The sequence below is a fragment of the Actinomadura vinacea genome (assembly GCF_039532545.1).
Classification (GTDB): Bacteria; Actinomycetota; Actinomycetes; order Streptosporangiales; family Streptosporangiaceae; genus Spirillospora; species Spirillospora vinacea.
This window is the reverse complement of sequence record NZ_BAAARW010000039.1, coordinates 483,299-509,589: the sequence shown is the minus strand read 5'-3', so window position 1 is coordinate 509,589 and position 26,291 is coordinate 483,299. Positions and strand designations below refer to the sequence as shown.

The 26,291-nt window shown below is 70.1% G+C and carries 21 protein-coding genes and 1 tRNA gene; 1 reads left to right on the top strand and 21 read right to left on the bottom strand.

Translation table 11 applies throughout. The annotated features are described in order from the left end of the window. Positions 1-35: 35 nt before the first annotated feature. The 14 genes from ABD340_RS43610 to ABD340_RS43545 form a co-directional block, all read right to left on the bottom strand. Positions 36-1,532: a tryptophan 7-halogenase gene (locus ABD340_RS43610; protein ID WP_344597509.1), complete on the bottom strand. Its 1,497-nt coding sequence runs from the start codon at positions 1,530-1,532 to the stop codon at positions 36-38. A 53-nt stretch (positions 1,533-1,585) separates the two neighbouring features. Then, a complete protein-coding gene (locus ABD340_RS43605) occupies positions 1,586-2,554 on the bottom strand; it encodes a phytanoyl-CoA dioxygenase family protein (RefSeq protein ID WP_344597508.1) in 969 nt (322 codons plus the stop codon). Further along, entirely contained in the window at positions 2,554-2,892 is a 339-nt protein-coding gene (locus ABD340_RS43600) for a hypothetical protein (RefSeq protein ID WP_344597507.1), read from the bottom strand. Before ABD340_RS43600 ends, ABD340_RS43605 begins: the two co-directional genes overlap by 1 nt. A gap of 40 nt (positions 2,893-2,932) precedes the next feature. Further along, the gene (locus tag ABD340_RS43595) at positions 2,933-3,208 is read right to left on the bottom strand and encodes a hypothetical protein (RefSeq protein WP_344597506.1); all 276 of its coding nucleotides are present in this window, start codon (positions 3,206-3,208) and stop codon (positions 2,933-2,935) included. A 120-nt stretch (positions 3,209-3,328) separates the two neighbouring features. Beyond that, complete coding sequence (locus ABD340_RS43590) at positions 3,329-4,483, bottom strand: alpha/beta fold hydrolase (protein ID WP_344597505.1); 1,155 nt, start codon at positions 4,481-4,483, stop codon at positions 3,329-3,331. Beyond that, positions 4,483-5,430, bottom strand: a complete 948-nt coding sequence (locus ABD340_RS43585; protein WP_344597504.1) for a chlorinating enzyme — start codon at positions 5,428-5,430, stop codon at positions 4,483-4,485. The genes ABD340_RS43590 and ABD340_RS43585 overlap by 1 nt, the downstream gene beginning before the upstream one ends. A gap of 24 nt (positions 5,431-5,454) precedes the next feature. After that, positions 5,455-7,233 (bottom strand): non-ribosomal peptide synthetase, encoded by a 1,779-nt coding sequence (locus tag ABD340_RS43580; protein ID WP_344597502.1) that lies wholly within the window; start codon positions 7,231-7,233, stop codon positions 5,455-5,457. Between the two features lie 213 nt (positions 7,234-7,446). After that, entirely contained in the window at positions 7,447-8,718 is a 1,272-nt protein-coding gene (locus tag ABD340_RS43575; protein ID WP_344597500.1) for a cation:proton antiporter, read from the bottom strand. A gap of 75 nt (positions 8,719-8,793) precedes the next feature. After that, the gene (locus ABD340_RS43570; protein ID WP_344597499.1) at positions 8,794-9,810 is read right to left on the bottom strand and encodes a hypothetical protein; all 1,017 of its coding nucleotides are present in this window, start codon (positions 9,808-9,810) and stop codon (positions 8,794-8,796) included. A gap of 175 nt (positions 9,811-9,985) precedes the next feature. Next, on the bottom strand, positions 9,986-10,678 hold the full coding sequence (locus ABD340_RS43565; protein WP_344597497.1) for a response regulator: 693 nt from the start codon (positions 10,676-10,678) through the stop codon (positions 9,986-9,988). Continuing rightward, positions 10,675-11,952 (bottom strand): sensor histidine kinase, encoded by a 1,278-nt coding sequence (locus ABD340_RS43560; RefSeq protein ID WP_344597495.1) that lies wholly within the window; start codon positions 11,950-11,952, stop codon positions 10,675-10,677. The genes ABD340_RS43565 and ABD340_RS43560 overlap by 4 nt, the downstream gene beginning before the upstream one ends. Positions 11,953-12,340: 388 nt before the next feature. Next, on the bottom strand, positions 12,341-13,342 hold the full coding sequence (gene gntD / locus ABD340_RS43555) for a guanitoxin biosynthesis L-enduracididine beta-hydroxylase GntD (RefSeq protein WP_344597494.1): 1,002 nt from the start codon (positions 13,340-13,342) through the stop codon (positions 12,341-12,343). A 590-nt stretch (positions 13,343-13,932) separates the two neighbouring features. Beyond that, positions 13,933-14,883: a ParB/RepB/Spo0J family partition protein gene (locus tag ABD340_RS43550; RefSeq protein ID WP_344597492.1), complete on the bottom strand. Its 951-nt coding sequence runs from the start codon at positions 14,881-14,883 to the stop codon at positions 13,933-13,935. A 100-nt stretch (positions 14,884-14,983) separates the two neighbouring features. Continuing rightward, positions 14,984-17,452: an aminotransferase class I/II-fold pyridoxal phosphate-dependent enzyme gene (locus tag ABD340_RS43545; RefSeq protein WP_344597491.1), complete on the bottom strand. Its 2,469-nt coding sequence runs from the start codon at positions 17,450-17,452 to the stop codon at positions 14,984-14,986. A 237-nt stretch (positions 17,453-17,689) separates the two neighbouring features. On the opposite strand from ABD340_RS43545, the gene ABD340_RS43540 reads away from it, so the two are divergent. Continuing rightward, a tRNA-Leu gene (locus ABD340_RS43540) sits at positions 17,690-17,765 on the top strand. 98 nt (positions 17,766-17,863) lie between these two features. Here ABD340_RS43540 and ABD340_RS43535 read toward each other — a convergent pair. From ABD340_RS43535 to dpgA, 7 genes are all read right to left on the bottom strand, one after another. Next, a complete protein-coding gene (locus ABD340_RS43535) occupies positions 17,864-19,015 on the bottom strand; it encodes a prephenate dehydrogenase (protein ID WP_344597490.1) in 1,152 nt (383 codons plus the stop codon). Between the two features lie 17 nt (positions 19,016-19,032). Further along, positions 19,033-20,166 carry a 4-hydroxyphenylpyruvate dioxygenase gene (gene hppD, locus ABD340_RS43530; protein WP_344597488.1) on the bottom strand — a complete coding sequence of 378 codons (1,134 nt, stop codon included), beginning with the start codon at positions 20,164-20,166 and terminating at the stop codon, positions 19,033-19,035. Between the two features lie 190 nt (positions 20,167-20,356). After that, positions 20,357-21,484, bottom strand: coding sequence for a ParB/RepB/Spo0J family partition protein (locus tag ABD340_RS43525; RefSeq protein WP_344597487.1), 1,128 nt, complete (start codon positions 21,482-21,484; stop codon positions 20,357-20,359). 545 nt (positions 21,485-22,029) lie between these two features. Further along, a complete protein-coding gene (gene dpgD, locus ABD340_RS43520) occupies positions 22,030-22,818 on the bottom strand; it encodes an enoyl-CoA-hydratase DpgD (RefSeq protein WP_344597486.1) in 789 nt (262 codons plus the stop codon). Continuing rightward, positions 22,815-24,131, bottom strand: coding sequence for a (3,5-dihydroxyphenyl)acetyl-CoA 1,2-dioxygenase DpgC (gene dpgC / locus ABD340_RS43515; protein ID WP_344597484.1), 1,317 nt, complete (start codon positions 24,129-24,131; stop codon positions 22,815-22,817). Before dpgC ends, dpgD begins: the two co-directional genes overlap by 4 nt. Further along, entirely contained in the window at positions 24,128-24,814 is a 687-nt protein-coding gene (gene dpgB / locus ABD340_RS43510) for an enoyl-CoA-hydratase DpgB (RefSeq protein WP_344597482.1), read from the bottom strand. The genes dpgC and dpgB overlap by 4 nt, the downstream gene beginning before the upstream one ends. Further along, positions 24,811-25,938 (bottom strand): 3,5-dihydroxyphenylacetyl-CoA synthase DpgA, encoded by a 1,128-nt coding sequence (gene dpgA / locus ABD340_RS43505; protein WP_344597480.1) that lies wholly within the window; start codon positions 25,936-25,938, stop codon positions 24,811-24,813. Before dpgA ends, dpgB begins: the two co-directional genes overlap by 4 nt. Between the last annotated feature and the right edge of the window lie 353 nt (positions 25,939-26,291).

The window sequence follows — 26,291 nt, the reverse complement described above, 5'->3', positions numbered from 1 at the left end:
GGTTCGAAACTCCGTCGGCCGCCGTCCGCCTGCCGTCAGGCGTCCGCCGACGCGACCCACAGGAGGCCGTCCTCGGAGGGCACGAGCCCGTCCGGGAACATCGGGGCGTCGACGCCCGCCTCGGCCCCCAACTGCACGCGGGTCTGTTCCTGGGCCCCCTGCTGCATCGCCTGGCGGACCACCGACGACTTGAACAGGGGCATCATGCTCCGCTCCTGGTCGCCGACGAGCTCGTCCACGGCGTCCGCGAACTCCGCGGACCGCTTCTTGAAGCGCAGGGCGGCGGACTCGGCGTCGTTCAGGCCGAACTCCGACGCCGACATCCCGGCGACGAGCTCGACGAACGACTCCAGTTCGCCGTGGGTGTTCTTGGTGAGCTTCTTCGCCGACCAGAAGTAGGAGTTCTCGTCGACGTGCATGTCGTAGAAGGACATCAGGAACTCGTAGAAGACGCTGTACTCGCGGCGGTAGCGCGCCTCGAACTCGGTCAGCGCCGTTTCCTCGTCGACCAGCCCGGCCAGGATGCTGTTGATGGAGCGGGCCGCGAGCAAGGCGCTGTAGGTCGCCAGGTGCACGCCCGAGGAGAAGACGGGGTCGACGAAGCAGGCGGCGTCTCCGATGAGCACCATCCCGGGGCGCCAGAAAGTCGTGTTGTGATACGAGTAGTCCTTGCGGACCCGGAGCTTGCCGTATTCCCCTGTCGTGACCCGCGTGGCGTCAGACAGGTAGTCCTTGACAAGCGGGCATTCGTCGACGAGTTTCAGCAGGGCCGTCTCCGGATCGCCCTGGATCTTCTCGGCGTCCTCCCGGCGTACCACCGCGCCGACGCTGGTCAGGGTGTCGCTCAGCGGGATGTACCAGAACCAGCCGCTCTCGAACGCCGCGCACAGGATGTTGCCCGAATTGGGCGCGGGCAGCCGCTTGCCGCCCTCGAAGTAACCGAAGAGCGCGAGGCTGCGGAAGAACTCGGAGTACTCGCGGGTGCCGCCGACGTGCTTGTGGATGCGGCTGCCGTTGCCCGAGGCGTCCACGATGTACGCGGCGTTCACCCGGTGGTCGGCCCCGTCGGCGTCGGTGTACGTCACGCCGCGTACGCGCCCGCCGTCCTCGGTGACGTCGATGACCGTGCAGCGTTCGCGGACGTCGACGCCCTTGCGGCGCGCGTTGTCGAGCAGGATCTGGTCGAACTTCATCCGCTCCACCTGGAAGGCGGTGGAGGTGCGGCCGGCCGTCTTCTGGGAGACCGAGAAGGCGAACGTCCAGGGGTCGGGATTGGCGCCCCAGCGCATCGTGCCGCCGCGCTTCAGGGTGAAGCCGGCCTCCGCCAGCTCGTCGGCGACGCCGGTGAGGCGGCAGACGCCGTGCACCGTCGACGGTAACAGCGACTCACCGATCTGGTAGCGCGGGAACGACTCCTTCTCCAGCAGGAGGACGCGGTGCCCCCGCATCGCCACGAGCGTCGCCAGCGTCGAACCGCCCGGCCCCCCGCCGACCACCACGACGTCGAAGTCCCCGTGATTGTCGCTACTCATTTCCCGATCACCTTTCGCCTCGGCATTCGCTGGACTCTGACGCCCACGGATGTTCACGCGCGCTCCTGCCAGATCACCGGGCAGAACCGCGGATCGGTGTAGTCGGGATCGCCGTTCGCGTCGCACCGCACCAGCGAGTCGTGGTTGTACGCGAGCAGCGATCCGTCCTCCAGCGGATAGGGCCGCCAGCGGTTGTCGCCGTCCTGGAGATGGAGTGAGATCGCCCGGCGCGCCTCAGGGGCCGTGTTCGCGCCGCTGCCGTGGTAGGTCCGGCAGTGATGGAAGCTCACATGGCCCTTGGGAATGACCATCGGGACCTTGTGCACCTCGCATCCGTTGTGCTCGGCGTTGCGCTGGAGCAGTTCCTCCATCCGGTCCCGGTCCCGCGCGGCAAAGTGGAGGGTACCGGAGTCGTCGGCGCCGATCTCCTCCCAGCGGTGGCTGCCGTCGATCATCGCGATGGTCCCGTTGGCCTCGCCGCAGTCGTGGAACGGGATGAACGCGGTCAGCATCCGCTCCGAGGTGCTGGTCGCCCAATAGTTGCGGTCAAAGTGCCACGGCACCTCGTTCGACTTCTCCTCCGGCCGTGGCGGTTTGTAGATCAGCGTGGCCTGGAAGACGCGGATGGTCTCGGCCCCGGACAGCAGGGCGGCCACGGCACCGATCAGGGGCTTGGTCAGAATCTCCCTGAGGGCATCGACCTCGTAGTGGACGTAGTCGTTGTGTCGCAGGATGTCGCCGCCCATGCCGGGCGTCCAGTAGGCGAGCGTGGCAGGGTGCGCCGGGAGGTCGCGGTCACGATGGCCGGCATAGAACCTCTCGCTCGCCTCCGATAACGCGTCCACCTCCGCATCGGTGAAGAGTTTCTCCGACAGGTACCAGCCCCTCCGCCGATAAGACCGGACTTCCTCGGCTGAGGGCAGCAGTTTCGTTTCGGCAGTGGTCAGTACGAATTTCTCGGCTCTCACAGTTATCTCCAGGGATGGCATCGACCGACCACTGGCCTGCACGGGGGCGACCATCAGCCCACGAGATCGGCCTCTTCCACGACGACCAGGCGGCCGGTGCCCTTCAGTGTCGACAGGTCGATGTCGGCGATGCAGCGCACCGGGTCGTCATTCAGGATCAGGGTGCCCTCGATGTGCACGCTGCCGCTCCCCTGGTCGAAGTCGGCCGCGTCGAGGTCGGACCGGGCACGGTCCAGCCGGATGCCCAGGTCGGTGCCGCCGCGCGTCCCGGTGAACTTGACGAACACGGTCCCGATGTCCTCGAGCCGGGTGCGCAGCTCCGCCAGCGTGGGCTTCGGCCCGCCCACCTCCACCGGCTGGTCGTCGGCCAGCCGCTTGGTCAGCTCATCCATGGATCACCTCTCAGCACTTCCTAGCACTTCTTGGCGTTTCTCAGGCTTGTTCCGGCTCGGCATAGGCGAAGGCGAGGTCCGCGGGGATCTCGAACTTCAGGGTCTGCGTGCAGAACTCCCGCCATTCCGGGGTGTCCTCGGTGAAGAGCCTCTTGTCCTTCTCAACCCCGACCGGGCTGATGAGAACGGTGAATTCGTCACAGAGGAACACCGGAGTGTCGTCCGCCAGCTCCCGCTCCTCCGGACTGGCGGCGGTGGCCCAGCCAGAAAAGCGGCGCAGTTCACCGAGCGGATATGACTTGCAGTACTTCTTCACCGGAACCTCCGAAATCGAGATGCTCGAATCGCCTTTCCAGTTCCTCAGCGTACGGCACCGCCGTCCGCCTATCCACGGTCATGTTCAACTTCTCCATCACCTCAGTTGAACGGTGTGGAACTACCGGCGATCGAGTTGTTTCTTGATGAATTCCATTGCCAGGGACACCAGCGCCGACCCGGCCCGGAACAAGGAGAGATGGTCGCCTTCCGGCAGGACGTGCAAAGTGCCCTCGCCAAGTTCGCCGGCCACGTACCTGGATCCTTCGGGATGAGCCGTGGTGTCGGTCTCACTGGTGACGACCAGCGTCGCGGCCTTGATGTCGGCGAGATGGCCACGGACGTCCGTCCGCATGCCGGCGCTGATCGTCTGGCAGTACCGGTGCAACAGCCCCGGCGAGGCATAGGGGTACAGCACCAGATGCGCCAGGTCGTCCGGGGTCGTGGCCAGAAGGGTCTGCCCCAGGGACGCGTGGACGCTTTCCGCGGTGATCACCCCGGTCGCGACATCGGTCATCAGCGCCTCGAGATCCCGCTGGTGGAGCGTCTTCGGGCCGGCGGACCCGAGCTCGAAGTCGCCGTGCCACAGGCTCATCGACGAGACACGGCCGGGGCATTCGGCGGCCACGGCGAGCGCCACCGCCGCTCCGCTGCACATGCCGAAGACGTGCCCCTCCGTCACGCCGAACGAGTCGAGCACCGCCACCATGTCGAGTACCTGCTCAGGGACACCCCATTCGCCGTCCCGCTCATGGAAGAGGCCGCGAGTCTCCCAGGTCAGGACGCGGAACTCCGTGGCCAGGGCCGTGATCCACGGCATCGAGAGCTCGACGGGCATACCGGTGGCCGGCGCGATCACGACCGGGGGCGCGGCAGGATCTCCCGCGGCGTAGGCGGGGAACTCCATGCCGTCGGAGGCGGTGATGATCCGCCTGCCCAGTCGCCGATGCACGTCCTCCGCGCGGGCGGCGTCGATGATCCGCGTAAGCTCACCGGCACCGACACCGGCGGCGGGCGTCCGCGCGCCTCCGACCGAGCGCAGCCGCTCATCGATCAGCTGCTGGAAGGCCGTGACCTTGGCCCCTGCGGGCCGCGGGCCGAAGCTCGGCAGCTCCAGGTGCTCGGTCACGAGTGCGAGGCGAAGGCGCTCGACGGACGCGAGCACCTCCGGGTCCACGGTGACCGGCCGCTCGTCGATCGCACTGGCGAGCGGACGGAGCGACAGCAGAACCGTGGCCAGTCTGGCGAGAACCTCGCCGGGGAGATCCTCGCCCATCACAGAGCTGGGAAGACGTGCCCGCGCAAGGTGGCCGTCGCCATCTGGTTGTGGTCGTACTCGTTCTCGCCCGCGACCAGGACGGCCCCGTAGTTCTCCAGCGAGATCTTCCCGCCGTACTCCTCGATCGAGTCGCTTCCCGGATAGACCTGCACGCTCGTCGGGACGTAGCGGGCCGCGAACCCCAGCCGCATCGCCTCGGTCTCGCCGGTGTGCGGCAGCGAGGCGTGCATCAGCGTCGACCAGAACATGATGGCCTCGCCGGGCGCCATGACCATGGAACGGGCCTGGCCTTCGTCCGGCCGCCAGTCGGGGTCGATCTGGAGTTCCCGGTAGTCGTAGCCGAAGAAGCCCCGGCGCACACCGTTCTTCTCCGAGTTGTTGATCTGGTCGGGCGAGTAGTGCATCCGCTTCGTCTCGTCGTAGTTCATCTCCGTGTGCGTTCCCGGGATGAACTGCAGGCAGCCGTTCTGCTCCGTGGCCTCGGTGAAGGCCGTCCAGACCGTGAGCGTGCCGCCGAACTCCTTGAGCTCGTCCGGCCAGAGGATCTGCGGCGATCCCGAGGCGTTGGCGAAGGTGTCGGCCTGGTGCCAGTCGGTGCCCTCGTCCCCCCCGTACTTGGGGAAGAACTCGGTCCGCCAGCACAGGAGGTCGGGCCCCAGGACGCTGGTCACCCGGTCGACGATCTGCGGCCGGCAGATGTGGTCGGCGAGGAACGCCGAGTCCAGGTGCCGGTCGTAGTTGGAGATGTTCGTGTTCCCGGACAGTTCCTCGTCACGGTAGGCGGCGACAGAACGGTCCATGAGGGCCAGCCGTTCCCGGCGCCAGGCCGCCCGCATCTCGTCGGGCTCATAGACCTTGAACGGCCCGAAGTAGCCGTTGGCCCGGAACTGCTCGATCTCGTCCGGCGCGAGGTGGTAGCGGGCGTGCGTCTGCTGTTCTTCCATCGTCATCTCCAGCTCGATCGGCTATCAGGTGCGTGCCAGGTGCTCGTCGACGCAGGCGGCGAGCTGCGAGATCGACGCGACCGTCTGCAGCTCGCTGCCGGTCAGCTCCGTGCCGAATCGGGCGTTCACCGCGGCGATGATCCGTACGAAGGCCAGGGAGGTGACGCCGATGTCGAACAGGTCGAGATCCCGGTCCTTCACCTCGCGCCGGAGGACGTCGGCCACGACCGCGGCGACGGCGTCGACCCCGTTCCCGGCAGTGACGGGGACCTCGGGTACTCCCGGCAGCTCCGCCGCGGCGTGGGCGGCCCGGTCGACCTTCCCCTGCGGGGTCAGCAGGAGCTCGTCGACGACCGCACAGTCCACGGGCCGGAGGTGTTCGGGCAGCCGCGCTGCGACGTGCTCGCCGACCTCGGCAAGGGCGCGCTCTCGTTCGGCTTCCGGGGCAAGGACCAGATGGGCGGTCAGCCGGACGTCCCCCTCACCGTGATCTTTGGAGAAGACGACGGCGGCACGTACCCAGGGATGCGCGGCAAGGCATATCTCGACCTCCTGGGGCTCGATGCGGTGGCCGAGCACACTGAGCTGGTCGTCGCTCCTGCCGAGGAACAGCAGCTCACCGTCCGGCGTGCGGACGGCCCGATCGCCCGAGTCGTAGAGCAGCACGTCGGTCCCGGAGACGTTCCTGCGGACGAACCGCTCGGCGGTGAGCCGGGGCTGCCCGAGATAGCCGCGCCCCACACCGGTGCCGCCGACGAAGATCCCGCCCGGCGTTCCGGTGGGCACCTCGGCGCCGTCCTCGTCCAACAGGTACACCTCGACGCCGGGCAGCGGACACCCGATCGGGCTGCCGACGGTGTCGTCCAGGTCGGCGGTCCGCACGGTCCGATGGGTCACGTGCACGCACGTCTCGGTGATGCCGTACATGTTGACCAGCTGCGGCGTGGCGTCGCCGTACCGCTCCAGCCACGGCCGGAGGATGCCGAAGTCCAGCCGCTCGCCGCCGAAGACCACGAGCCTGAGCCGGTGGTCCGCGGCCGGCATCCGGGCGTCGGCGGCGACCAGCTGCCGGAACGCCGACGGCGTCTGGCTCAGGACCGTGACCCGCTCGTCGGCCAAGAGGCGGCGGAACTCCCCGGGGGACCGGGTCATTCCCCTCGGCACGATGACCAGCCGGCCGCCGAACAGGAGCGCGCCCCAGATCTCCCAGACCGAGAAGTCGAAGCCGACCGAGTGGAACTGGGTCCACACGTCGTCTGCGTCGAACCCGTAAAGCCCGGCCGCGCCCTCGAAGAGCGAGATGACCTGCCGGTGTTCGATCGGCACGCCCTTCGGCGTTCCGGTCGACCCGGAGGTGTAGATGATGTACGCGAGGGCGGAGGGGTCGGCGGGCGGGGGCTCGAACGCACCGGCCGACAGGTCACCCTCCTCCCCGGCTCTGAGGATCTTGAGTCCCGACCTGAGGAGGTCGTCGACGGGCACGTCGTCCGCCGTCACCGCGTGCGTGATGCCCGCGTCCACGGCCACGTGCTCGATCCGGGCGGCGGGCAGGCGCGGGTCCATGGGCACGTATACCGCGCCGAACTTGAGAATTCCGAGCATTCCCGCGACGAAGTCGAAACCGCGGTCCGCGTAGAGCCCGATATTGTCGCCGGGCCGGGCGCCGGCCGCCCATAAGTTGTGGGTGACCCGGTCGGACGCCCGATCGAGGTCGGCGTAGCTGTGAGCTCGGTCGCCCTCGGTGACGGAAATCCTGCCCGGGTGCTCAGCGGCCCTGGCGGCGAACATCTGATGGAGCGCCATTACTTGATTTCCCAATCAGTTTCAAGGTCTTTCGAATGTGATTGAGCGGGCGAATATCGAGGCCGTCCGACAACGCTCAGCCTTCAGGATGGCCGTACCTCAGTCAAGGAATGAACGAGGCGCGGACAGCCGCGTTCAACTGCCGTAACTGACCAGTTGAACGGCTCCACGACGCCCCGCGATTGCGGGCGTGAACCCGCAATCTCCGCCGCCCTACCTGCTTGCGGTGTCCGGCGCTCCGAAGGTCTGCTCCCGCAGCCGTTCCTCGGCGGTGTGCTCGACCTTCGACATCGCGAACCGCAGGATGGGCGGGGCCATCAGCGATGTCACGATCGCGACCAGGATGATGATCGTGTACATCTCGGGGCCGAGCACGCCGAGCCGCAGCCCCACCATCGCGATGATCACCTCGATGACCCCGCGGGCGTTCATGCCCGCGCCGAGCGCGAGCCCCTCCCAGTGCCCGAGCCCGCTGAGCCGCGCCCCCGCGTAGGCCCCGGCGAACTTGCCGAGAATGGCGGCGGCGAGCACGCCGAGCCCGGCGAGCAGCACGGCCGGGCGGACGAGCGCGGTGAGGTCCATCCGGAGACCGGCGGTGGCGAAGAAGACGGGGGCGAGCACCGCGAACACGAGGGTCTGGAGCGGGGCGAGCCGCTCGCGGTTCAGCCCGCCGCAGCCGCTGATCACGATTCCGACCACGAAGGCGCCCAAGACCGCCTCCAGGCCCATCGCCTGGGTGGCGGCCGAGCCCAGCAACGCCAGCACCACCACGACGGTGGTGGTCGGCCCGGCGCCCGGGGCCCGCGCGGCGGCGCGCAGCAGGAAGCCGGCGACCGGACGCAGCAGCGCCGCGCCGACGAGAACGACCGCCAGCCAGCCGGCCGACAGCGCGATGTCACCCGTATGGACCCCGGTCGTGGCCATCGCCGCAACGACCGAGAGCAGCATCCAGCCGACGATGTCGTCGACCGTCACCGCGCAGAGGATCAGCTGCCCGATGTTGCGGTGCAGGAGCCGCATGTCCATCAGCGTCTTGGCGATGACCGGGATGGCACTGACCCCCATGGCGATCCCCAGGAACAGCGCGAAGGTGGCCCGGTCGGCCGAGGACGGGACGAGCGAACCGGGTAACAGCAGGCCGACGGCCACACCCAGGGCGAGCGGGACGACGATCCCCGCGATGCTGACGCGGGCCGCCACCGAACCGCGCCGCCGCACCAGGGACAGGTCCATGTGGATGCCCGTGAGCGCGACCAGCAACAGCACGCCCACCTGCCCCGTCGCGTCGAGCATATGGAACTGCCCGGGGTCCCGAGGCAGGAGCCAGTCGCCGAGGCCGGGGGCGGCCTGCTGGAGGATCGACGGGCCCATGAGCACGCCCGCGCATAACTCTCCGACGATGGCGGGCATGCCGAACCGCATGGCCAGCCGGCCGAGCAGGAACGCGAGCATGAGCAACGTCCCGACCTGCAGCAGGAAGACCAATAACTGATGGGCGGGAATGGGGGGCACGGGTGCGGCGGCCAGCATCGCGAACCTCCGGGCGATCGTCGGCCATGGTCAGGGTCGTAGCCTGTTTCGCTCGACGTCCGAGGCGAGCTCCGTCCATCTGCGCGCGCAGTCACGCGCGAGAAAGGCGACCGTTTCCCGGGTGTGCGGGGGGACGCCGTCGGCCATTCTGCTCCAGTCCTCGATCCGGACCATGCCGGCCAGCAGTCGCAGGAGGTTGCGTCCGTTCTCGTTGAAACGCAGGGCCGGGTCGGCTTTTAAACGTTCCACGATCACCGCGGGCGAAGGCGCCGGAGAACGCTCGCCGACCGGGGCGCGGGCGCCGGCCGGGCCGCGCCCGTCGCCCGGGGCGCCCGGCCGGAGCACCGCCGGCCGGTCGGCGGTCTCCTTGGACCGTCCCTGCGGGAGCGGATCCTCGCCGAGCGACAGCCGGTTCCTGACATCCCTGGCCGTTTCGGGCGAGATCCCCACCGCCCGGGCGACCTGGCGCAGTGAAAGGCCCGGGTCCTTGACGATCAGTTCCTGGGCGCGGCGCCGCGCCTGCGTCACGTCGACGGAACGGACCCGGCCGTCCTTCCCGATCCGGCCGCCGTTCCCGAGCCGGTCGGGCCCGGCCGCGGATCCGGCACCGGCGTTCCTGCGGATCTCGGCGACCGTCTTCGCCGAGATCCCCGTGACCGAGGCGATCATTCGATCGGACCATTGCGGGTGGGAGGCGATCACGCGTTCGGCGGCATGCTTGCGGTCGGCGAGTGACAGCGGGAGGCCGTGCGCGATGTTCGACCTGACGGCCAGGACGAAGGCGTCCTCCTCCGGGCCGTCGAAGTACCTGACGGCGATCTTCCCCCGGCCCAGGCGCCTGGCGGCCAGGACCCGGTGCATGCCGTCGATGACGCGCATGGTGGGGCGGTGCACGATGATCGGTGGAAGCGGCGCCTGGGAACCCGCCAGGGTCTCCACGTGCGCGTGGCTCTCACCCGCGATGCGCGGGGAGCCGGCGGTCGACAGCGAACTGAGTTCTACTTCCTCAACTTCTTGCAGATCGAATTGACCGTGTGCGGACTGCAAGCCAACTCCTCGGCATCTGAATTACACGGTTCCTGGACAGATGACGACAAACAATCGGGAGTTGTTCAACGTCGGGAGCTTGGGAGCGTCGGGGCCGCCCCCCAGACCGATGTGAGAGTAATTCGAAGCGGCGCCGGGTGAAATATGCACGGCCGGTTGCGGCCGCCGGGCCCGGTCATCCGCATCCGCGGGAACCCGGGACCACCAGGCCCGTCTCGTACGCGGTGATGACCGCCTGGGTGCGGTCGCGCAGCGCGAGTTTGGCCAGGATGTGGCTGACATGGGTCTTCACCGTCTCCTCGGTGACGACCAGCCGGGCGGCGATCTCGGGGTTGGACAGTCCCTCGGCGACAAGCCGCAGCACCTGCGTCTCGCGCGGGGTGAGCCCGGTGAGCCTGCTCGCCGGGGCGACGTCGGCGGACGGCTTCAGCTGCGCGAACTCGCTGATGAGCCGGCGGGTGACGGCGGGCGCCAGCAGCGCCTCCCCCGCGGCGATGACCCGCACCGCGTCGAAGAGCCGTTCGGCGCTGACGTCCTTGAGTAGGAATCCGCTCGCCCCCGCGCGCAGCGCGTCGTAGACGTACTCGTCGAGGTCGAACGTCGTCAGGATGAGAATGCGGGGCTTGTCGGCCCCGCCGGCGGTCAGCCGGCGGGTCGCCTCGATGCCGTCCAAGCCCGGCATCCGGATGTCCATGAGCACCACGTCCGGGGACAGCTCGCCGCACAGCCGCACCGCCTCGTCGCCGTCGGTGGCGGTCTTGATCACCGTGAAGTCCGGCTGGGTGTCCAGCAGGGCCGCGAAGCCGGTGCGGACGACCGGGTGGTCATCGGCGATGATGATCCGGACCGGCGCGGGCTCGTCGCTCATCGGGCCCCTTCTGTCTTGGTCGGCAAGGTGGCTTCGACAAGGAACCCGACGCCGGACACCGGGCCGGCCTGGACCCGGCCGCCGACGGCCGCTGCGCGCTCGCGCATGCCCAGCAGCCCGTGACCGCCGGGCCGCGCCGTCGGCGACGGGCCCGGGCCGTTGTCGCGGACGCGCAGCCACAGCGCGTCCTGGGTGTACAACAGTTCCACGTCGATGGCGGCACCGGGTGCGTGCCGGCGGGCGTTGGTGAGGGACTCCTGGACGATGCGGTAGGCGACGAGCTCGACGCCTGGATCGAGCGGCTCGGGAGGACCGCGGATGATGAGGCGCAGCGCGCTGCCCGACGCCGCCCTGGCCTCGTCGAGCAGACCGTTGAGCTGGCCCAGGCCCGGTTGCGGATGCCGTTCCCCGCCGCTCCGCTCGCCGCCCGCCGGCTCCCCGCCGCTCCCCTCGACGGCGGCGCCGGTCCGGGTATCCTCCCGAAGCACGCCGAGCAGCCGGCGCATCTCGGTCAGCGCCTCCCGCGCGGTGTCGCCGATGTCGAGCAGGCGTTCGGCCCCCTCGGGCGGCATGCCGCGGGTGGCCAGCCGGGCCGTCTCGGCCTGGATCGCGACCATGGAGATGTGGTGGGCCACGACGTCGTGCAGCTCGCGGGCGATGCGGGCGCGCTCGCCGCGGGCGGTGTTCTCCAGGATCGTGCCGGCGATGGCGTTCCGGGTGGCGGTGCTCTCCCGGGCGTCCAGGCGCGCCCGGTGCCCCAGACCGGCCAGCGCTGAGATCGGGACCAGCGAGGCCAGCAGCACCGTGCGCACCCGGGCCTCGGCGTCCTGCGGGCCGGCCAGCGCCAGGACGAGGAACGGCACGCCCACCAGCAGCGTCGGCAGCCGGTCACCGGCGCGGCCGAGCCGGCCGGCGACGATCATCTGGGCGGCCATGCCGGCCGCGGTCACCGACTCCAGGATCAGCAGCGACGTCACGCCCGCCGCCGAGATCGCGGTCGCCGCGCCGCGGGGCCGCGGCAGAGCCGCGGGCAGCGTCGTGATCAGGCACAGCAGGCAGACCAGAACGGTGAACAAGACACGTTCGGTGCGGGCACTCGAGGAGGACGCCGCCAGTTGCGCGACCGGCCCGCGGTCCAGCAGCAGCCCGAGGACCACCTCAGCCAGCGAGAGCAGTCCCAGCAGCGTGCCGACGACGATGAGCAGATGGTGATGCCCGGCGATCCGCTGGGTCCTGCCGGCCCAGCCTCGCCGCCGGACAGCCGCACGATCCACGATGGTCATTATGGCAGTGCGGCGCGGCGCCGACGTCCCACAGCGACGATCGACCGACCCTGGTGGCGGCGGCCCCGTCCCTCCCGTGAGGGACGGCGGCATCCCTGACGCGGGGGACGCACAGATTCCATCTGAGAGGGATGCCCCGGCGCCCGTGAACGGGGAAAGTGAAGGCGCGGGCCGACGGGTCCGCGGGCGTGGGTCCATGGCGGGCGGGCAAGGCGCCGATCCGGCGGCTGCAGCACACAGCCGCCGGAGCCTTGGCCCTTGGCGTGGATCCGGGTGCCGGCCCGGTGCGGGGGCCGGCACCAACCTACGCCCGTACCGTTCCTATTTTCCGGAGAAGGCCCTTGAAGTCCACCGCGGAAGGGCGCGTTCGCCGAGCCCGTCAGTGGACGGCCTGGACCTCGCCGAGCGCCTGCGCCGCCTTGAACTTGCGTATATCGCTGGTGAGGTTGAGGCGCTTCAGCCAGCGGTCGGTCCCGTCGTGGCGCGCCTTGAACGGCTTCCTGCCATGAACGGCCCGGTAGTTGTCCAGGAAGCAGAAGTCGCCGCTCGCGAGCCTGAGGTCGAACATGTGCTCGTACATCGCCGTGTCGAGCAGTTCCAGGGCGGCCCGTGCCTCGTGGTCGCCGTCGGCGACGGCCATGAAGTAGGGGTCGGCCCTGATGTAGGGCTTCTCCGGGTTCCCGAACAGCACGGCCACGCGGTCGGGATTCCGGTTCATCTCGTCGATCTCGTCGAACGGGTCGAGGGCCGGCTCGGAGTTGTTCTTCGCCAGGTGCGACTCGTCGGGACGGATGACGAAGCGCTCCTCGAAGAGGATCTTCCGGACGTCCGCGGGGAGCGGCAGTGTCTCGCCGTACCCCACGGTCGTCGCGGCGCCGTAGGGGTTGCGGAGGCAGGCGAACACCAGGAAGTCGCCGCGCAGCGGGTGGAAGGCGTCCTCGGTGTGCCAGGTCAGCACCGCCTCGCTGCTGGACCCCATCTGCTCGTTCTCGTGTCCCTTGATCGGGACGACGTCGTGAATCAGCCGCCCGTCCTGCTGCGTCGCCCAGCTGAACGGGTCGCCGAGCAGCGATCCGTACATGACGAGCAGGAGTTCCTCCCGGTGCGCGGGGGAATGCGGCGGCCGGTCGCGCCAGTGCGCGGGCGTCGGGCCGAGGCGGTCCTGGTCGACCTGGTAGCCCGAGATGCACACGACGCCGGACAGCTGTTCCCGCCGGAACGCGTCCAGATAGAGCCGGATCCGGTGGGGCAGGCGATGCGCGAGGACCGTGGCGCGGTGGAGCGCGTCCTCCCGGTCGAGCCTCTCGAAATCGTCCTCGAACTCGTCGAGGAGGTCGTTCACCTCACGTAATTCCGCCGGTTGAAGTTCCAGCCTGTCCATTCTGAACGTTCCTCTCCATACCTAGACTTCGACGATCGAATGTCCGCAGACGCGCCAGCGAGATATCTCTCCGGCCCGGTTGAGAAGGCGCCGGCCGGGCTGCGCGCCGCGAAACGGCACGACATCCGGTCGCGATCCTTCGACATCGACATCCGCACAAACCTCTTGCCCTGTGCTCTGCGCTGCCATGGAGCACGCTCATTCGCGCTCACTAACCGGGCGATCGCTGTCGCTGAGAACAACACCGCCAGTCAGAGTTGGAGCTGAACCGAATGCTTACACAGCCGCCACCGCCCGACAAGATCTCCGGTTTCCGGTTTCGGCTTCCTGTTTCCTGTTTCGCCTTCCTGTTTCCGCCGGGCGAACGGCGTTCGACCGGCGCGGTCGGGCAGTTGAACCTCCGCGGGCAGGACGCATTGACCGTGCCCGGCTGTGGAAGGCCGGCGTCGTCCTGATCGCGGCCTCCGGCGGCCGGGCCCCCGGCGGCCGGACCGGCCGCCACCGGCCGCCGCCGCGGCGGACGGGGTTCTGGACCGCGCACCGGCGGGGGCTCCGCCGGTGCGGGCCGCCCGCCCGGCCAGGATGACCGGCTAGGCCATCTCGGTGCGCGCCCTCCGCCTCAGCACCTCCGCGAACTTGGCCCACTCGTCGGCGAGGCCGACGGCCAGATCGGCGACGAGCGGGACGCAGTGGGCCGGAATCTCGTCCTCGATGCCCTCCCACTCCTGGGTGTTCACCGAACGAGAGCTGAGCCAGCGCAGCAGCACGCGACCGTTGTCGTTCAACCGGAGGGAAGGGTCCCGTTGCAGCTTCCGCAGGATCTGCTCCGCGTCCGGCATCACGCCCTTCCGCTGCAGCGTGCTGACCACGGGCGTCTCGGCCCTGCCGCCACGCGCCACGGCCTCGCTCTTGCGCTCGGCCAGCGTCAGCTTGGCGGGGACGGGGTCGTCCCCGCGGCGCAGCCGTTCCCGTACGTCCTTGGCCGTCGCGGGCGAGATCCCGGCCATCTCCGCGATCTCACGCAGCGAGGCTTCGGGACGCTCGCCGAACAGCCGGCCCGCGAGCCGTCGGCCGGCGGCGCCGTTGATCGGGCGCACCCGGCCGTCCCTGCCGATCCGGACGTCCGGCTGGGAGTCCTTGTCGATGGTGCGGATTCTGATCCGGGCGACCGTTGTGGCGGCGAGCCCGGTCGCCTCGCCGATGGCGCGGTCCGACCACTGCGGGTGCGAGAAGAGGATGCGCGCCGCCGCGGCCTCCCGGTCGGGCAGCGACAGCGGCAGCCCGTGCCCGATGTTGGCCCGGACCGCGGCGACGAACACGTCGGCGTCGGCTCCGTCGAAGTACAGCACCTTGATCTCGCGCCGGCCGTTCAGGATCGCGGCCCGAAGGCGGTGCATACCGTCGACGACCCGCATCGTCCCCCGGTGCACGAGGATCGGGGGAAGGTCGGCGCTGACCCCGGCGAGCGCACGAACGTGCTCCGAGCTCTCCCCTTCCAGGCGAGGGGAGTCCGCGTGGCGAAGTGAGGCGACCGGGACCATGACCGGTTCACCCTGGGGAACAAGGCCTAACTGATTATGAACTGACATCTCCAATGCCACTCCTGTGCGGTAAGAGTAGGGCACTTTCTCTGGGTGAGGCTCAGGCCTGCTCGCGCATTTCGGCTGACTCCGCCTCGATGAAATCCGCCAGCCTGGAAACTCCCTGCTGGATCTCCGCGTGCGCCAGATAGCTGATGGACAGCCGGATGGTGTGGTGGCCCCCGCCCTCCGGATAGAAGTACGCCATCGGCGTCCAGATGACCCCGAACCGCTGCGCGGATCGGGTCAGCGCCGCGTTGTCGGCACGGAACGGCACCTGGAGTGCGAGGAAGAAGCCCCCGCCGGGCGAGTTCCAGCTCATCCGGAGCCGGGCCCGGCGCTCCGCGGGGAACTCCTCCTCCAGGCATCGCAGCGTGAAGCGCATGGCGTCGCCGTAGTAGGCGGCCGTCTCGGCGTTCAGTTCCGAGATCCGCCCGCCGGACGCCAGCAGCGCGCCCGCGACCGCCGCCTGGCTGAGCGGCGAGGTGTTCACGGTGACCATGCTCTTGATCTTGGTGAGCTCGTCGGCGAGCAGGCCCGTGCCGCCGCCGGCGTCCAGCACGGGCTGGTCGGCCACGGCGAACCCGACCCGCGCACCAGGGAAGACCGTCTTGGCGTACGAACCCAGATGGATCACCCGGCGCGCACGGTCGAGGGACTTCAGGCTCGGCACCTGGGCGCCCGGACTCACCAGCCGGTACGGGCTGTCCTCCAGCACGAGGATGTCCAGCCGGCCGGCGAGGTCGAGCAGTTCTCGCCGGGCGCGCAGCGGCATGGTGACGCCCGACGGGTTCGAATGGTCCGGGATCACGTACACCGCCTTGGGCCGGCGCCCGCGCGCCCGCTCAGCCTGGATCGCGGCCTCCAGATCAGCGCATGACAGCCCGTTCTCACCCTCCCGGACGGCGGTCACCTCGATGTCCAGCAACCGGGCCGCACCGGTGATCCCCACATAGCAGGGGCTGGAGACCAGCAGCACGTCGTCGGGGCCGGACATGAGCGCGCGCAGCGCCAGGAACATCGCCTCCTGGCAACCGACCGTGACCACGATCGATTCGGGCGGCACATCGATGCCCTCGTCGGCACGCAGCGAGTGGGCGACGAGCTCACGGATCCGGCCCGCCGCCGGACCGTACTGGAACACCGCATCACGCACCTGAGCCGCAGAGTCGCCCTGTTCGGCCAGGTACTCCAGATACCGGCGCACATAGGTGAAGATCTGTTCGGTATCGAAGAACCCGTCAGTGGGACGCCCCGGAGCGAACGAAACCGCCTCGGGATACCGCAGCGTCACCTCGTTCAGGAAGTTCATCGTGTCCATCACCGGATCGGCGACGCTGGAATGCAGATCCTCCTTACGCAGAACCCGCCCACCCGGCTGAGCACCCGGCGCCCCAGGCTGAGCACCGTTACCGGCCGAGTGCGCATCGGGACGGACGACCGACGCAACGGCAGGTGCGACGACGCGCGGAACGGCGGGCGGGGCCGGCCGGACGAGTTCGGGGCCGACGTCGGCGATCGCGCGGATACCGGCGAGCGACATGGCATCGGTCAGCTCCACCCGCACGATGTCCAGCACCCGGGTCACACCCTCGGCCCCGCCGACCGCGAGACCATGCAGGACCGGCCGGCCCAGCAGTACCGCATCGGCACCCAGCGCCAGTGCGGCCAGCACGTCACGCCCCCGCCGCACTCCACCGTCGAGCAGGATCGGCAGGCGTCCGCCCACCGCGGCGGCGACCTCGGGCAGAACCTCCAACGTGGCCGGGACGCCGTCAAGCTGACGGCCGCCGTGGTTGGACACCACGATCCCATCCGCGCCGGCGTCGGCCGCGCGCACCGCGTCGGCGTCGGTGAGGATGCCCTTGAGCAGGATCGGCAGCGGGCTGATCGAACGCAGCCAGCCGACCACCGACCAGTCGAGGTCGGGGGCGAACTCGGCCGCCGCGTGCTCGGCCGGCGTCGCGAAGCCGTCCCCGTCGAGGTTGGCGGGGACGATGCCGGCCGGCAGCCGGAAGCCGTTGCGCAGGTCGCGGGCCCTGCGGCCGAGGTGGGGCGCGTCCACGGTCAGGACCAGCGCCTCCACGCCCGCGCGAGCCGCGCGTTCGATCAGGCCCTCGGTGATCGAACGGTCGCGCATGCAGTAGACCTGGAGCCACAGCGGGACACCGCCGGCCTCTGCGAGCTCCTCGAAGGTGCGGCCGGCGAAGGTGCTCACCACGATCGGGACGCCGGCCGCGGCCGTGACTCCCTGGACGGTGCCGAGCTCGCCCAGCGGATGCGCCAGGTTGTGGTACGCCAGCGGGGCGATCGCCACCGGCAGGTCCCAGGTCCGGCCGAGGATCTTGGTGGCGGTCTCCGGGCGCACTGCCCCTCGCAGTACCGACGGCCGCAGCCGCACCCGGTCGAAGGCCTCGAGGTTGGCCGCGAGCGTGTGCTCCTCACCGGCCCCGCCCTCGATGAAATCCCAGACCCCCGGATCGAGCCGTTCCCGGGCCAGCCAGGCGAAGTCACCGAGTGTTAATTCCATCGCCCGCCTCCGCAGCCGAACACGAATGCACCGGCATGACAGTACCCCAATGCCAATGATTCACAAAGGCGTCCAAGGCGCCTGATAACTGGGTGCGGATCCCCATATAGCTTCTCATTCGACCAGGGCGTCCAGCAAGATCGAGAGCCACACTTCGACCGCCCGTCACCGTCCGACCACCGAGCTCAAGAATGGTCGATTTATGCGAGCGGCCATAGTTATGATCGAGCCGATCAAGCCCCCTTGGCCCAACGGTAGAGGCGCTCCCCTTAAAAGGGACTAGTTATCGGTTCAAATCCGATGGGGGGTACCAGTTCGATCGGCCGCCGGGCCTGCGGCGAGCTCGGCGCGGCAGGCCCGGTCACCGGAGGGAACCGGTGACCGGGCCTGCCGCCTCCCCCGGGCCGGCCGTCATGCCGGGGCGACGGGCACGGACCAGCCGCGGGCACGCAGCTCCTCGATCAGGCGCCGCGCCGACTCCGGCGCCACCGCCAGTTCCACCACGCCGACCGAGCGCCCCTGCGAGTGCTCGATCAGCACGTCCTCGATGTTGATCCCGGCGACCCCGGCCGCCTGGACGATCAAGGCCAGCTCGCCGGGCCGGTCGGCGGCGAGCACCGGAACGACCGCGTGCCGGGTGGCGGGCCCGCCGTGCTTGCCGGGGATCCGGCCGTGCCCGGCCGCGCCCCGTGCGAGGAGGTCGAGCGTGTCCCGGGCCGCTCCCACACCACCGGGTTCGGCGCCACCGGCCGCCACGCCACCCGCTGCGGCGCGCAACCCGGCGGCCGCGGCGGCGAGGTCCCGTGCCACCGCGTCGATCACGTCAGCGACCGGTTGCGCGTTCGCCGCCAGGATCCCGTGCCACAGCCGCGGATCGCCACCGGCGATCCGCGTGACGTCACGCGCGCCCTGCCCGGCCAGCGCCAGCGCCCGCTCCGGGCCGGCCGTGAACCGTGCCGCCATCGCCGAGGCCACCACGTGCGGGGCGTGGGAGATCAGCGCGACGGCACGATCGTGCTCGACGGCGTCCATCGTGACGGGGTTCGCGCCGCAGGCCAGGGCGAGCGCCGCGGCGCTCGCCACGACGGCCTCGGTGGACTCGGCGGTGGGACACAGGACCCAGGGACGCCCCAGGAAGAGACCGGGCCGGGCGGCCAGGGGACCCGATCGCTCCCGCCCGCCGAGCGGGTGACCGCCGGCGAAGACCGCCAGGTCGCAGCCCAGTTCGGCGGCCTGCGCGAGCGGAAGCCCTTTGACGCTGGCGACGTCGGTGTACACCTGCGCCGCCCCGCTCTTCTGCGCGTCCAGCAGCGCCGCGGCGACCGCGGGCGGCGGCACCGCCAGCACGGCGAGGTCGGCGGGCTCGTCCGGGGTGGCGGGGGCCGGCACGCCCGCCCCCATGTCGGCGGCGACGCGCGCCGCCTCGGGGTCACGGTCGGCCAGCAGCACCTCGATGCCGCGCTCCCGCAGCGCGAGCGCGATCGAGGTGCCGATGAGCCCGGTGCCGATGATCAGAACGCGTTCGAGCACGGCGTCGGTTCCGTGCGGGATCGCCGCGGCCATCACGTGAGCTCCTCCGCTCAGGCCGACCCGGGCCGGGCCGCCGCCTGCTGGCGTTCGATGGCCTCGTACAGAGCATGGATGTTGTTGCTGCCGAAGGTGCGGGCGCCCCGGCGGTCGATCAGCTCGTAGAAGAGCGTGTGCCGCGGGTGCACCGACCGGGAGAAGATCTGGAGCATGACGCCCGAGTGGTCGCGGTCGGCGAGGACGTTGAGCTCGCGCAGCACGTCCACCGTGACGCCGATGGGGCCGAGCCGCGCGGTCAGCGCGTCGTAGTACTCGCCCGGCGTTGGCAGGAAGGCCGCGCCGCGCTCGGTGCAGCCGCGCACCGCGGCGGTGATGTCATCGGTGAGGAACGCGACGTGCTGGATGCCGGCGCCGCCGTGCGACTCCACGAACGCGTCGATCTGGCCCGGGTCGCGGGTGGTGTCCGGTTCGAGGATGGTGAAGGTCACCTGCCCCGACGCGCTCTGCACGACCTTGGAGTCCATCGCCTGCGAACCCACGATGATCCGTTCCTCGAAGGTCTGGCCGAGGCCGAAGACCTCCTGGTAGCCGCGCACGGTCTCGTCCAGCTCACCGGCGGGGACGCACACGGCGAAGTGGTCGATCGCCCGCAGCAGGCCCCCGCCGGACCGGCCGCAGCCCGTCTCGTCGATGACGGGCGCGAACGGCACGTCGGGCCGGTCGCGGGAGACGAAGCGATGCTCCACGTCACCGAACCCCATCACCGAGGCGAAGGTCACCCGGGACCCGCCGGGCCAGAACGTCTCGGGCGGGGCCACCGGGACGGCGCCCCGTTCCACCGCCTCGGCGAACGCGGCCTGCGCGTCGTCGACGCCGATGCCGATCACCGCGACGCCGTCGCCGTGTAATCGGACGAACTCGGCGGCGCGGTGGTCGGCACTGGTCGCGGTGGTCAGCAGCACGGTGATGTCGCGCTGGCGCAGCAGCAGGGACTCGCAGCCGCGCAGGCCGGTGTCCGGGCCGCCCCGGCCCGCGAGGGCGAACCCGTAGCAGTCGCGCAGATGCCCCGCCGCCTGTTCGATGTCCTCGACGAACATCTCGATGTGGTCGACCGACCGGATCTCCAATGTGCCCACCTCCGTCGTGGCGCCGCGGAACTCGCCGGGCGCCTCTCTGTGGTTGGTCAATTTACTCGAATGCAATCGGCCTCCGACCATCCAAGCGATTCCCTCATTTCGGTGTCCAACTGAGCGTTTCCGGCAGTTGGACACGTCACCGAAACATTCCCTCGCCATCATCCGGGCAACACTGGAACGACACGAAGGAACACCCCGACGACACGGAGGCGCTAGAGCGAAGAAAGGCGTTACGACCTTGTCAGGGCTGAGCCATATTCCGCTCGATGAGCGAAGCCAGTTCCAGCCATTTGCGCGCGCAGTCGCGGGCGAGCTGGGCGACCGTTTCGCGGCAGTGCGCGGGCACGCTGTCGATGATGCCGCTCCAGTCCTCGGTCCGGACCACGTGGAGGTTCAGCAGCCGGATGAGGTCACGCCCGTTCTCGTTGAACCGCAGGGCCGGGTCGGCCCGCAACCGTTCCACCGCGACCGCGGGCGGCGGTGCCGAGCCCGCCCGCGTTCCCGCGGCCGGGCTCCCGGCGAGACCGGCCCGCCGGGGTCGCACGCCGATGTTCCGCCCCGCCGCGTCCCGGTCGGCGGGACCGCCGCCGGCATGGCTCCCTCCGGCGCGGCCGCGACCTGCGGGATTCCGGCCGGCGGGGTTCAGGCCGGTGATCCCCGCGGGCCGTGGCTGCGGCGACTCCGCCGGACGCCTCTGAGGCAGGACATCCGGCCGCCCCCGGGGCAAGGGATCCTCGCCGCGCAGCAGCCTTTTCTTGACATCCCTGACCGTTTCCGGCGAGATTCCCGCCGCGCGGGCGACCTGGCGCAGCGAAAGGCCCGGGTCCTTGGTGATCAGCTCGCGAGCCAGCCAGCGCCCCTCGATCACGTCGGCCGGGCGCACCCGGCCGTCCCGGCCGATCCGGCCGGGCAGGCCCTCGGCATCCCCGCCGGCGTTCCGGCGGATCTCGGCGACCGTCTTGGCCGAGATGCCCGTGACCGCCGCGATCATCCGGTCCGACCACCGCGGATGGGACGAGATCACGCGCTCGGCCGCGTGCTTGCGGTCGGCGAGCGACAGCGGCAGGCCGTGCGCGATGTTGGATTTCACGCCGAGGACGAAGGCGTCCTCCTCGGGGCCGTCGAAGAACCTGACGGCGATCTTCCGCCGGCCCAGCAGCACGGCGGCCCGGACTCGGTGCATTCCGTCGATGACGCGCATCGTCTGCCGGTGGACGATGATGGGCGGGAGCTCGGCCTGGGTGCCGGCCAGGGTCTCCACGTGGGCGGGGTCCTCGCCCGCGAGCCGTGGCGACCCGCCGGCGGCGAGCGAACCTATTTCAACCTCTTCGACAGCATGCAGTTCGACTTGACTCGGTGCGGACGACAAGTCAACTCCTCAGCATCTGAATCGCGCCCATACGGGCAGTTGAGAGCAGCCATCGGGGTTGTCAGAAACGGCTGAGCCCCACCACGGGCCGGGCGCGGGGTGCATCGAATCCTCGGTCGCACGAAGCTGAACTGGTTCCCGGACGGGTCGCCGCCAGCACACGGCGGTCCACCGGCCGGCCGGGCCCGCCGGTGGACGGCCCATTCCGGGAACCCCGTTTCCGCCTTCCCTGAAGAACCTATCGCCCTTTATCGCGGCCTGGAATACTGCAATCACAGATCGATCCCCCGATCACGCTCGCCCAAAATTGATTTTATTAGATCAATCCTTGACTACCCTACTTCCGGCCAGATGCGGCCATTTCCATTGCAAATTCACCGTTTCAGCAAGTCGCGCTCGGTGATTTTATCGCTGCACTTCACGCTATTGGACGACAGGGCAACGGAGCGTTACGGCCCGGGCGGAGCCCTCGCAGGGCCGACCGCATTCTCATTCTTGGGCGGCGGGTGGGGACCCGCCGCCCAAGAACTGCCGGATGCCGGTGGTCAGCGGCCGGTCCAGACGGGGTCCCGCTTGTCCGCGAAGGCACGCACGCCTTCCATCGCGTCGTCGCTGGCCCTACGCCGCTGCTCCCACACGTACCGCGTGGAGAACGCCTCTTCCAACGGCATGTCGACGGATCTGAGGACGCTCTCCTTCAGCGCCCATACCGACAACGGCGCGCTCCGGACCAGGTCGGTGGTCCATTCCGCGATGCACCGGTCCAGTCCGGCGTACGGGACGACGTCATTGACCAGGCCGAACCGCAACGCCGTGGCCGCCGTCATGCGACGTCCCGTGAGCAGATATCCCATCGCGGCCTTCAACGGCATCTGCCGTGCCAGGCGGAACGCGCCACCGGCACCCGGGACCAGTCCGAGCTTCACCTCCGGAAGCGCGAAGACCGCCTCCTCGGACGCGACGATGAGGTCGCACGCCAGCGCCAGCTCGAAGCCGCCGCCCAGGGCATACCCGTGGACGCGGGCGACCACCGGCTTGGACAGGGTGAAACGTTCTGTCAGCCGAGGCCAGCCAGGCTGGCCGCGGCTGCCGAACGTCGTCGGGGGCGCGCCCTGCTCGGTCAGCCGGGCCCGCTCCTTGAGGTCCTGTCCCACCGAGAAGGCACGGTCGCCTGCGCCGGTGAGCACCGCGACCCGCACCTCGTCGTCCGCCTCGACGTCGTCCCAGATCGCGGCGAGCTCCTCGTGCGTCCGCAGGTCCATCGCGTTCAGGACCTCGGGCCGGTTCAGCGTGACGCGGGCGACGTGGTCCCTCTTCTCGTAGCGCACCGTCACGAGCGCCTCGCCCCGAAGCGACCGACCTTGTCCAGAACGTCCTCGCCGTACAACCGGAGCGACTGCTGGAGCGCGAACTCGGCCATGTACCGGCGGAACTCCTCCGGCGGCTCTTCCGCGAGGTTCAGCATCCGCCGGTTGGCGACGACAGCCTCGCCGTCGAGGCGGCGCACGGCCGCCTCGATCGCGTCATCGAATCGGTCGGGTTCCACGACCTCGTCTACCAGGAGGCGCGCCTCGGGTTCCGTCGCCCAGATCCGGCGGCCCTGCAGGATGATCTGGCGGGCGATCCTGGGACCGGTGGCACCACCCAGCCGGAAGTTGCCCGCTCCCGGGATGATGCCCTCGCGCGCCGCGGGAAGGCTGAGATAGGAGTCGGACGCGGCGAGGACCTGGTCGAACACCAGCAGCAGCTGGGCCCCGCCGCCGATCGCGAAGGTGTCCACGGCCGCCGTCCAGGGTTTCTCTATCGCGGGCGAGTGCCACCGCCCAGTGTCCTCGGTGAGCACTCCCCTGACGAGCTTGCTGATGTAGCCGAGCTCGCGGCGCAGCAGGAAACCGACCAGGGAGATCTCGCCCGCATGCAGGCTCTTGAGATTGATTCCCGCGCTGAACACCCGCCTGCCCCGGTGGCGGGGATGGCTCATCTTTCCGCCGCGCAGCAGGCCCACCCGCACGCCCGGGTCGAGCAGGGCGAGGTCGACGGCGGTCTCCATGTCGTCGACCTGGCGCTCGTCCTCGGCGTTCAGGCAGTCGTCCCGGCACATGGTCAGCCGGGCCACCCCGTCACGCCGTTCCAGCCGGACCGACTCCGTCTCCAGCACGCCGGTGCGGGTGAACTCGGGCAGCAGCCGCAGGGCCCGCGACGTCGGGCGCAGCATGGACTCGAGCAGATGCGGACCGGCGGTCGCCGAGCGCAGGACGGCACGCAGGAAGATGCCCTGATCGATCTCGAGCCCTTCCTTGTCGGCCTGTGCTCTGCCCCGTTCGGCGGCGAGCCGTCCGGCGCCCGGGACCAGCCCGGGGAAGGCGTCCGCGGCGGCCTCCACCAGCTCGGCGAGCCGCACCGCGCGGGTGCGGCCGTCGGTGAGCGCGTCGTAGACCTCCGCCGCGTGCGCCTCCATGAACGTGGTACGACGTGCGCGGACCTCGTCGTGGACCGCGGCGGCGACGGCACGTTGCTCCGCGGAACGCGACCCCGGGGACTGCAGGGAGGCCAGCCGCTCCTCGGCCCGTTCGGCGGCGCCGGCCACCTCGCCGGCCGCCCGCCGGAGGTCCGCCCCGGCAGGGGTGGACGCGATGGCGGCCGTCACGACGCCGCTCCGGGCGCTTCCGCACGTCCCCGGCGCAGGACCCGTTCGCACGCCGCAAGGTGCGCGCCGAGAGCGTCCTCAAAGCTGGTCGTGGTCGTGTCGAACATCAACTGCCGCCTGATCGCCAGGTCCCGCTCCGAGATGGGGCCCGCGACACCGGCGAGCGCCGCAAGCCCGGCCGCCGGGTCCGTCACGACCTCGTCGAGGAGGTGCAGCGCCACGGCCCGGTCGGCGTCGATCGGGGCGCCGAGCAGCACCGCCCGGCGGACCGCCGCCGGACCGGCTTGCTGGACGAGCCGGTAGAGCGCCATGCCCGGCCAGGTCGCGGTCCCGTCCATCGGGATCAGGAGCCGGGTGCCGTGCGCGGCGATCCGGAGGTCGGTGGCCAGGAGGAGGTCCAGGGCCGTTCCGCCGCAGTCGCCGGAGACCACCGCGACAGTCGCCAGCGGGAGCCGCTCCAGGCGGCGCACGATCCGTTCCCACTTGGTCACCAGGCCGACGGTCAGTTCCCTGGCCCAGAGGCCGCCCGGCGCGCCGGTCAGCTGGACCTCGACGACGCCGGGACGTCCGTGGTCCTCGGCCCTGTCGCAGACCTCTGCGACCGCCTCCACCGAGGAGGCGGACAGGGGTTGCGCACCGTCGATGCGCAGCACGAGTGCGTTGCCTGGGCTCGACTCGCTCACCACTGGACCAGCGCCGTCTCTATCGTGGAACCCGGTCCCATCGTCATGAGCACCCCGTATTCGCCCGGTCCGGTGACGCCTTCGTGCTGCAGCCGCTCGTAGGAGAAGAGGAACGAGGCGCTGGAAACGTTCCCGTTGTCGCGCAGGACGCCGGTCGTGTGCCGGACGTCGTGGCGGCTGAGCCCGAGGTTGACCACCACCGCGTCGATGACCTTCTTGCCGCCCGAGTGCACCAGCCAGTGGTCGATTTCGCTGCGGCGCAGGCCGCGCCGACCGAGCAGGCGGTCGACGACCGGCTCCGCGTGCGCACCGACCACGTAGGGGATCTGCGGGTCGAGGTAGAAGCTGAATCTGCCCAGGTCGCGGTCCCAGTCGTAGCGCATGGCGTCGACCGCGTCGGTGATGATGCAGCTGGCGAAGTCGAGGATGCGCGGCCCCGCGGCGCTCCCGGCGCTCGCGAGGTCGTCACCGCGGAGGGCGATCGCGGCGGCGCCGTCGCCGAAGAGGCTGTTCACGACGGCGGTGCGCATCGTGGAGTCGAGCGCGTAGGCGGCCGAGCACGCCTCGGCGCAAAGCACGACCGTGAGCTCGCCGGGATGCGCGGCGGCCCAGCCCGCGACGACGTTCAGCGCGTTGAGCCCGGCGTTGCAGCCCATCCCGACGATGTCGGTCCGGCTGCAGTGCCGGTCGATGCCCAGCTCACGGATGAGCAGGGCGCTCAGGCCGGGTGTGAGGAATCCGGTCGAGGTCACGCAGCACAGGTGGCGGAGATCTGACAGCTCGGCGCCCGCCCGCTCCAGGCAGATCCGCAGCGCCTCGGCGCCCATCTCGACGGCCAGTCTCTTGTGCTTGTCCAGCAGGTCGCCCTGTGCCTCGGGCACCCGGACACCGGCATCGTCGGCCGGCGGCAGGCTGAGGTGGCGGCGGCCGATCGCGCTGTTCAGGAAGACCGAACGGACCTTCGGGTCGGTGATCTGGAGGAGGTCGAGCAGCTCGTCCTGCGCGTAGGAGGTGGGGGTGACGGCGGTCCCCACGCCGATGATCCGGGCCTTCGTGGCGGTGGTCGCGGCGGTCGTGGTCGTCGTCGCGGTCGAGGTCTCCGGACGGTCCAGGCTGATGGTCATCGAAAGGTCCACCCCCACATCCGGGTCTTGCTGCGGATTAATCGTTTGACTCTGGTCGCAGGCACCTTTCGCACCTTTCGGATTCAGTCATGGGCCGAGTCAACGTAACCCGGCGATCTCCGATCGGCAACGGCCGTCCAGGGGCGTCCGCCGCGACCTGCCCGGATCCCGCGCCGCCGTCCAACTGCGGAGTTCGGCGGGCGGGTCCGTTTCGTCGCCGGCACGGGAGTTCGCCTTGGCTGCGGGTCGTCAACGGTGGGGGCCTGATGATCGAGGGAAGCGAGCAGTCGTACTGGATGACGTTCTGGACTACCGGTGGGATCTTGCACCGACGAATAGCCGGGCCCCTCACG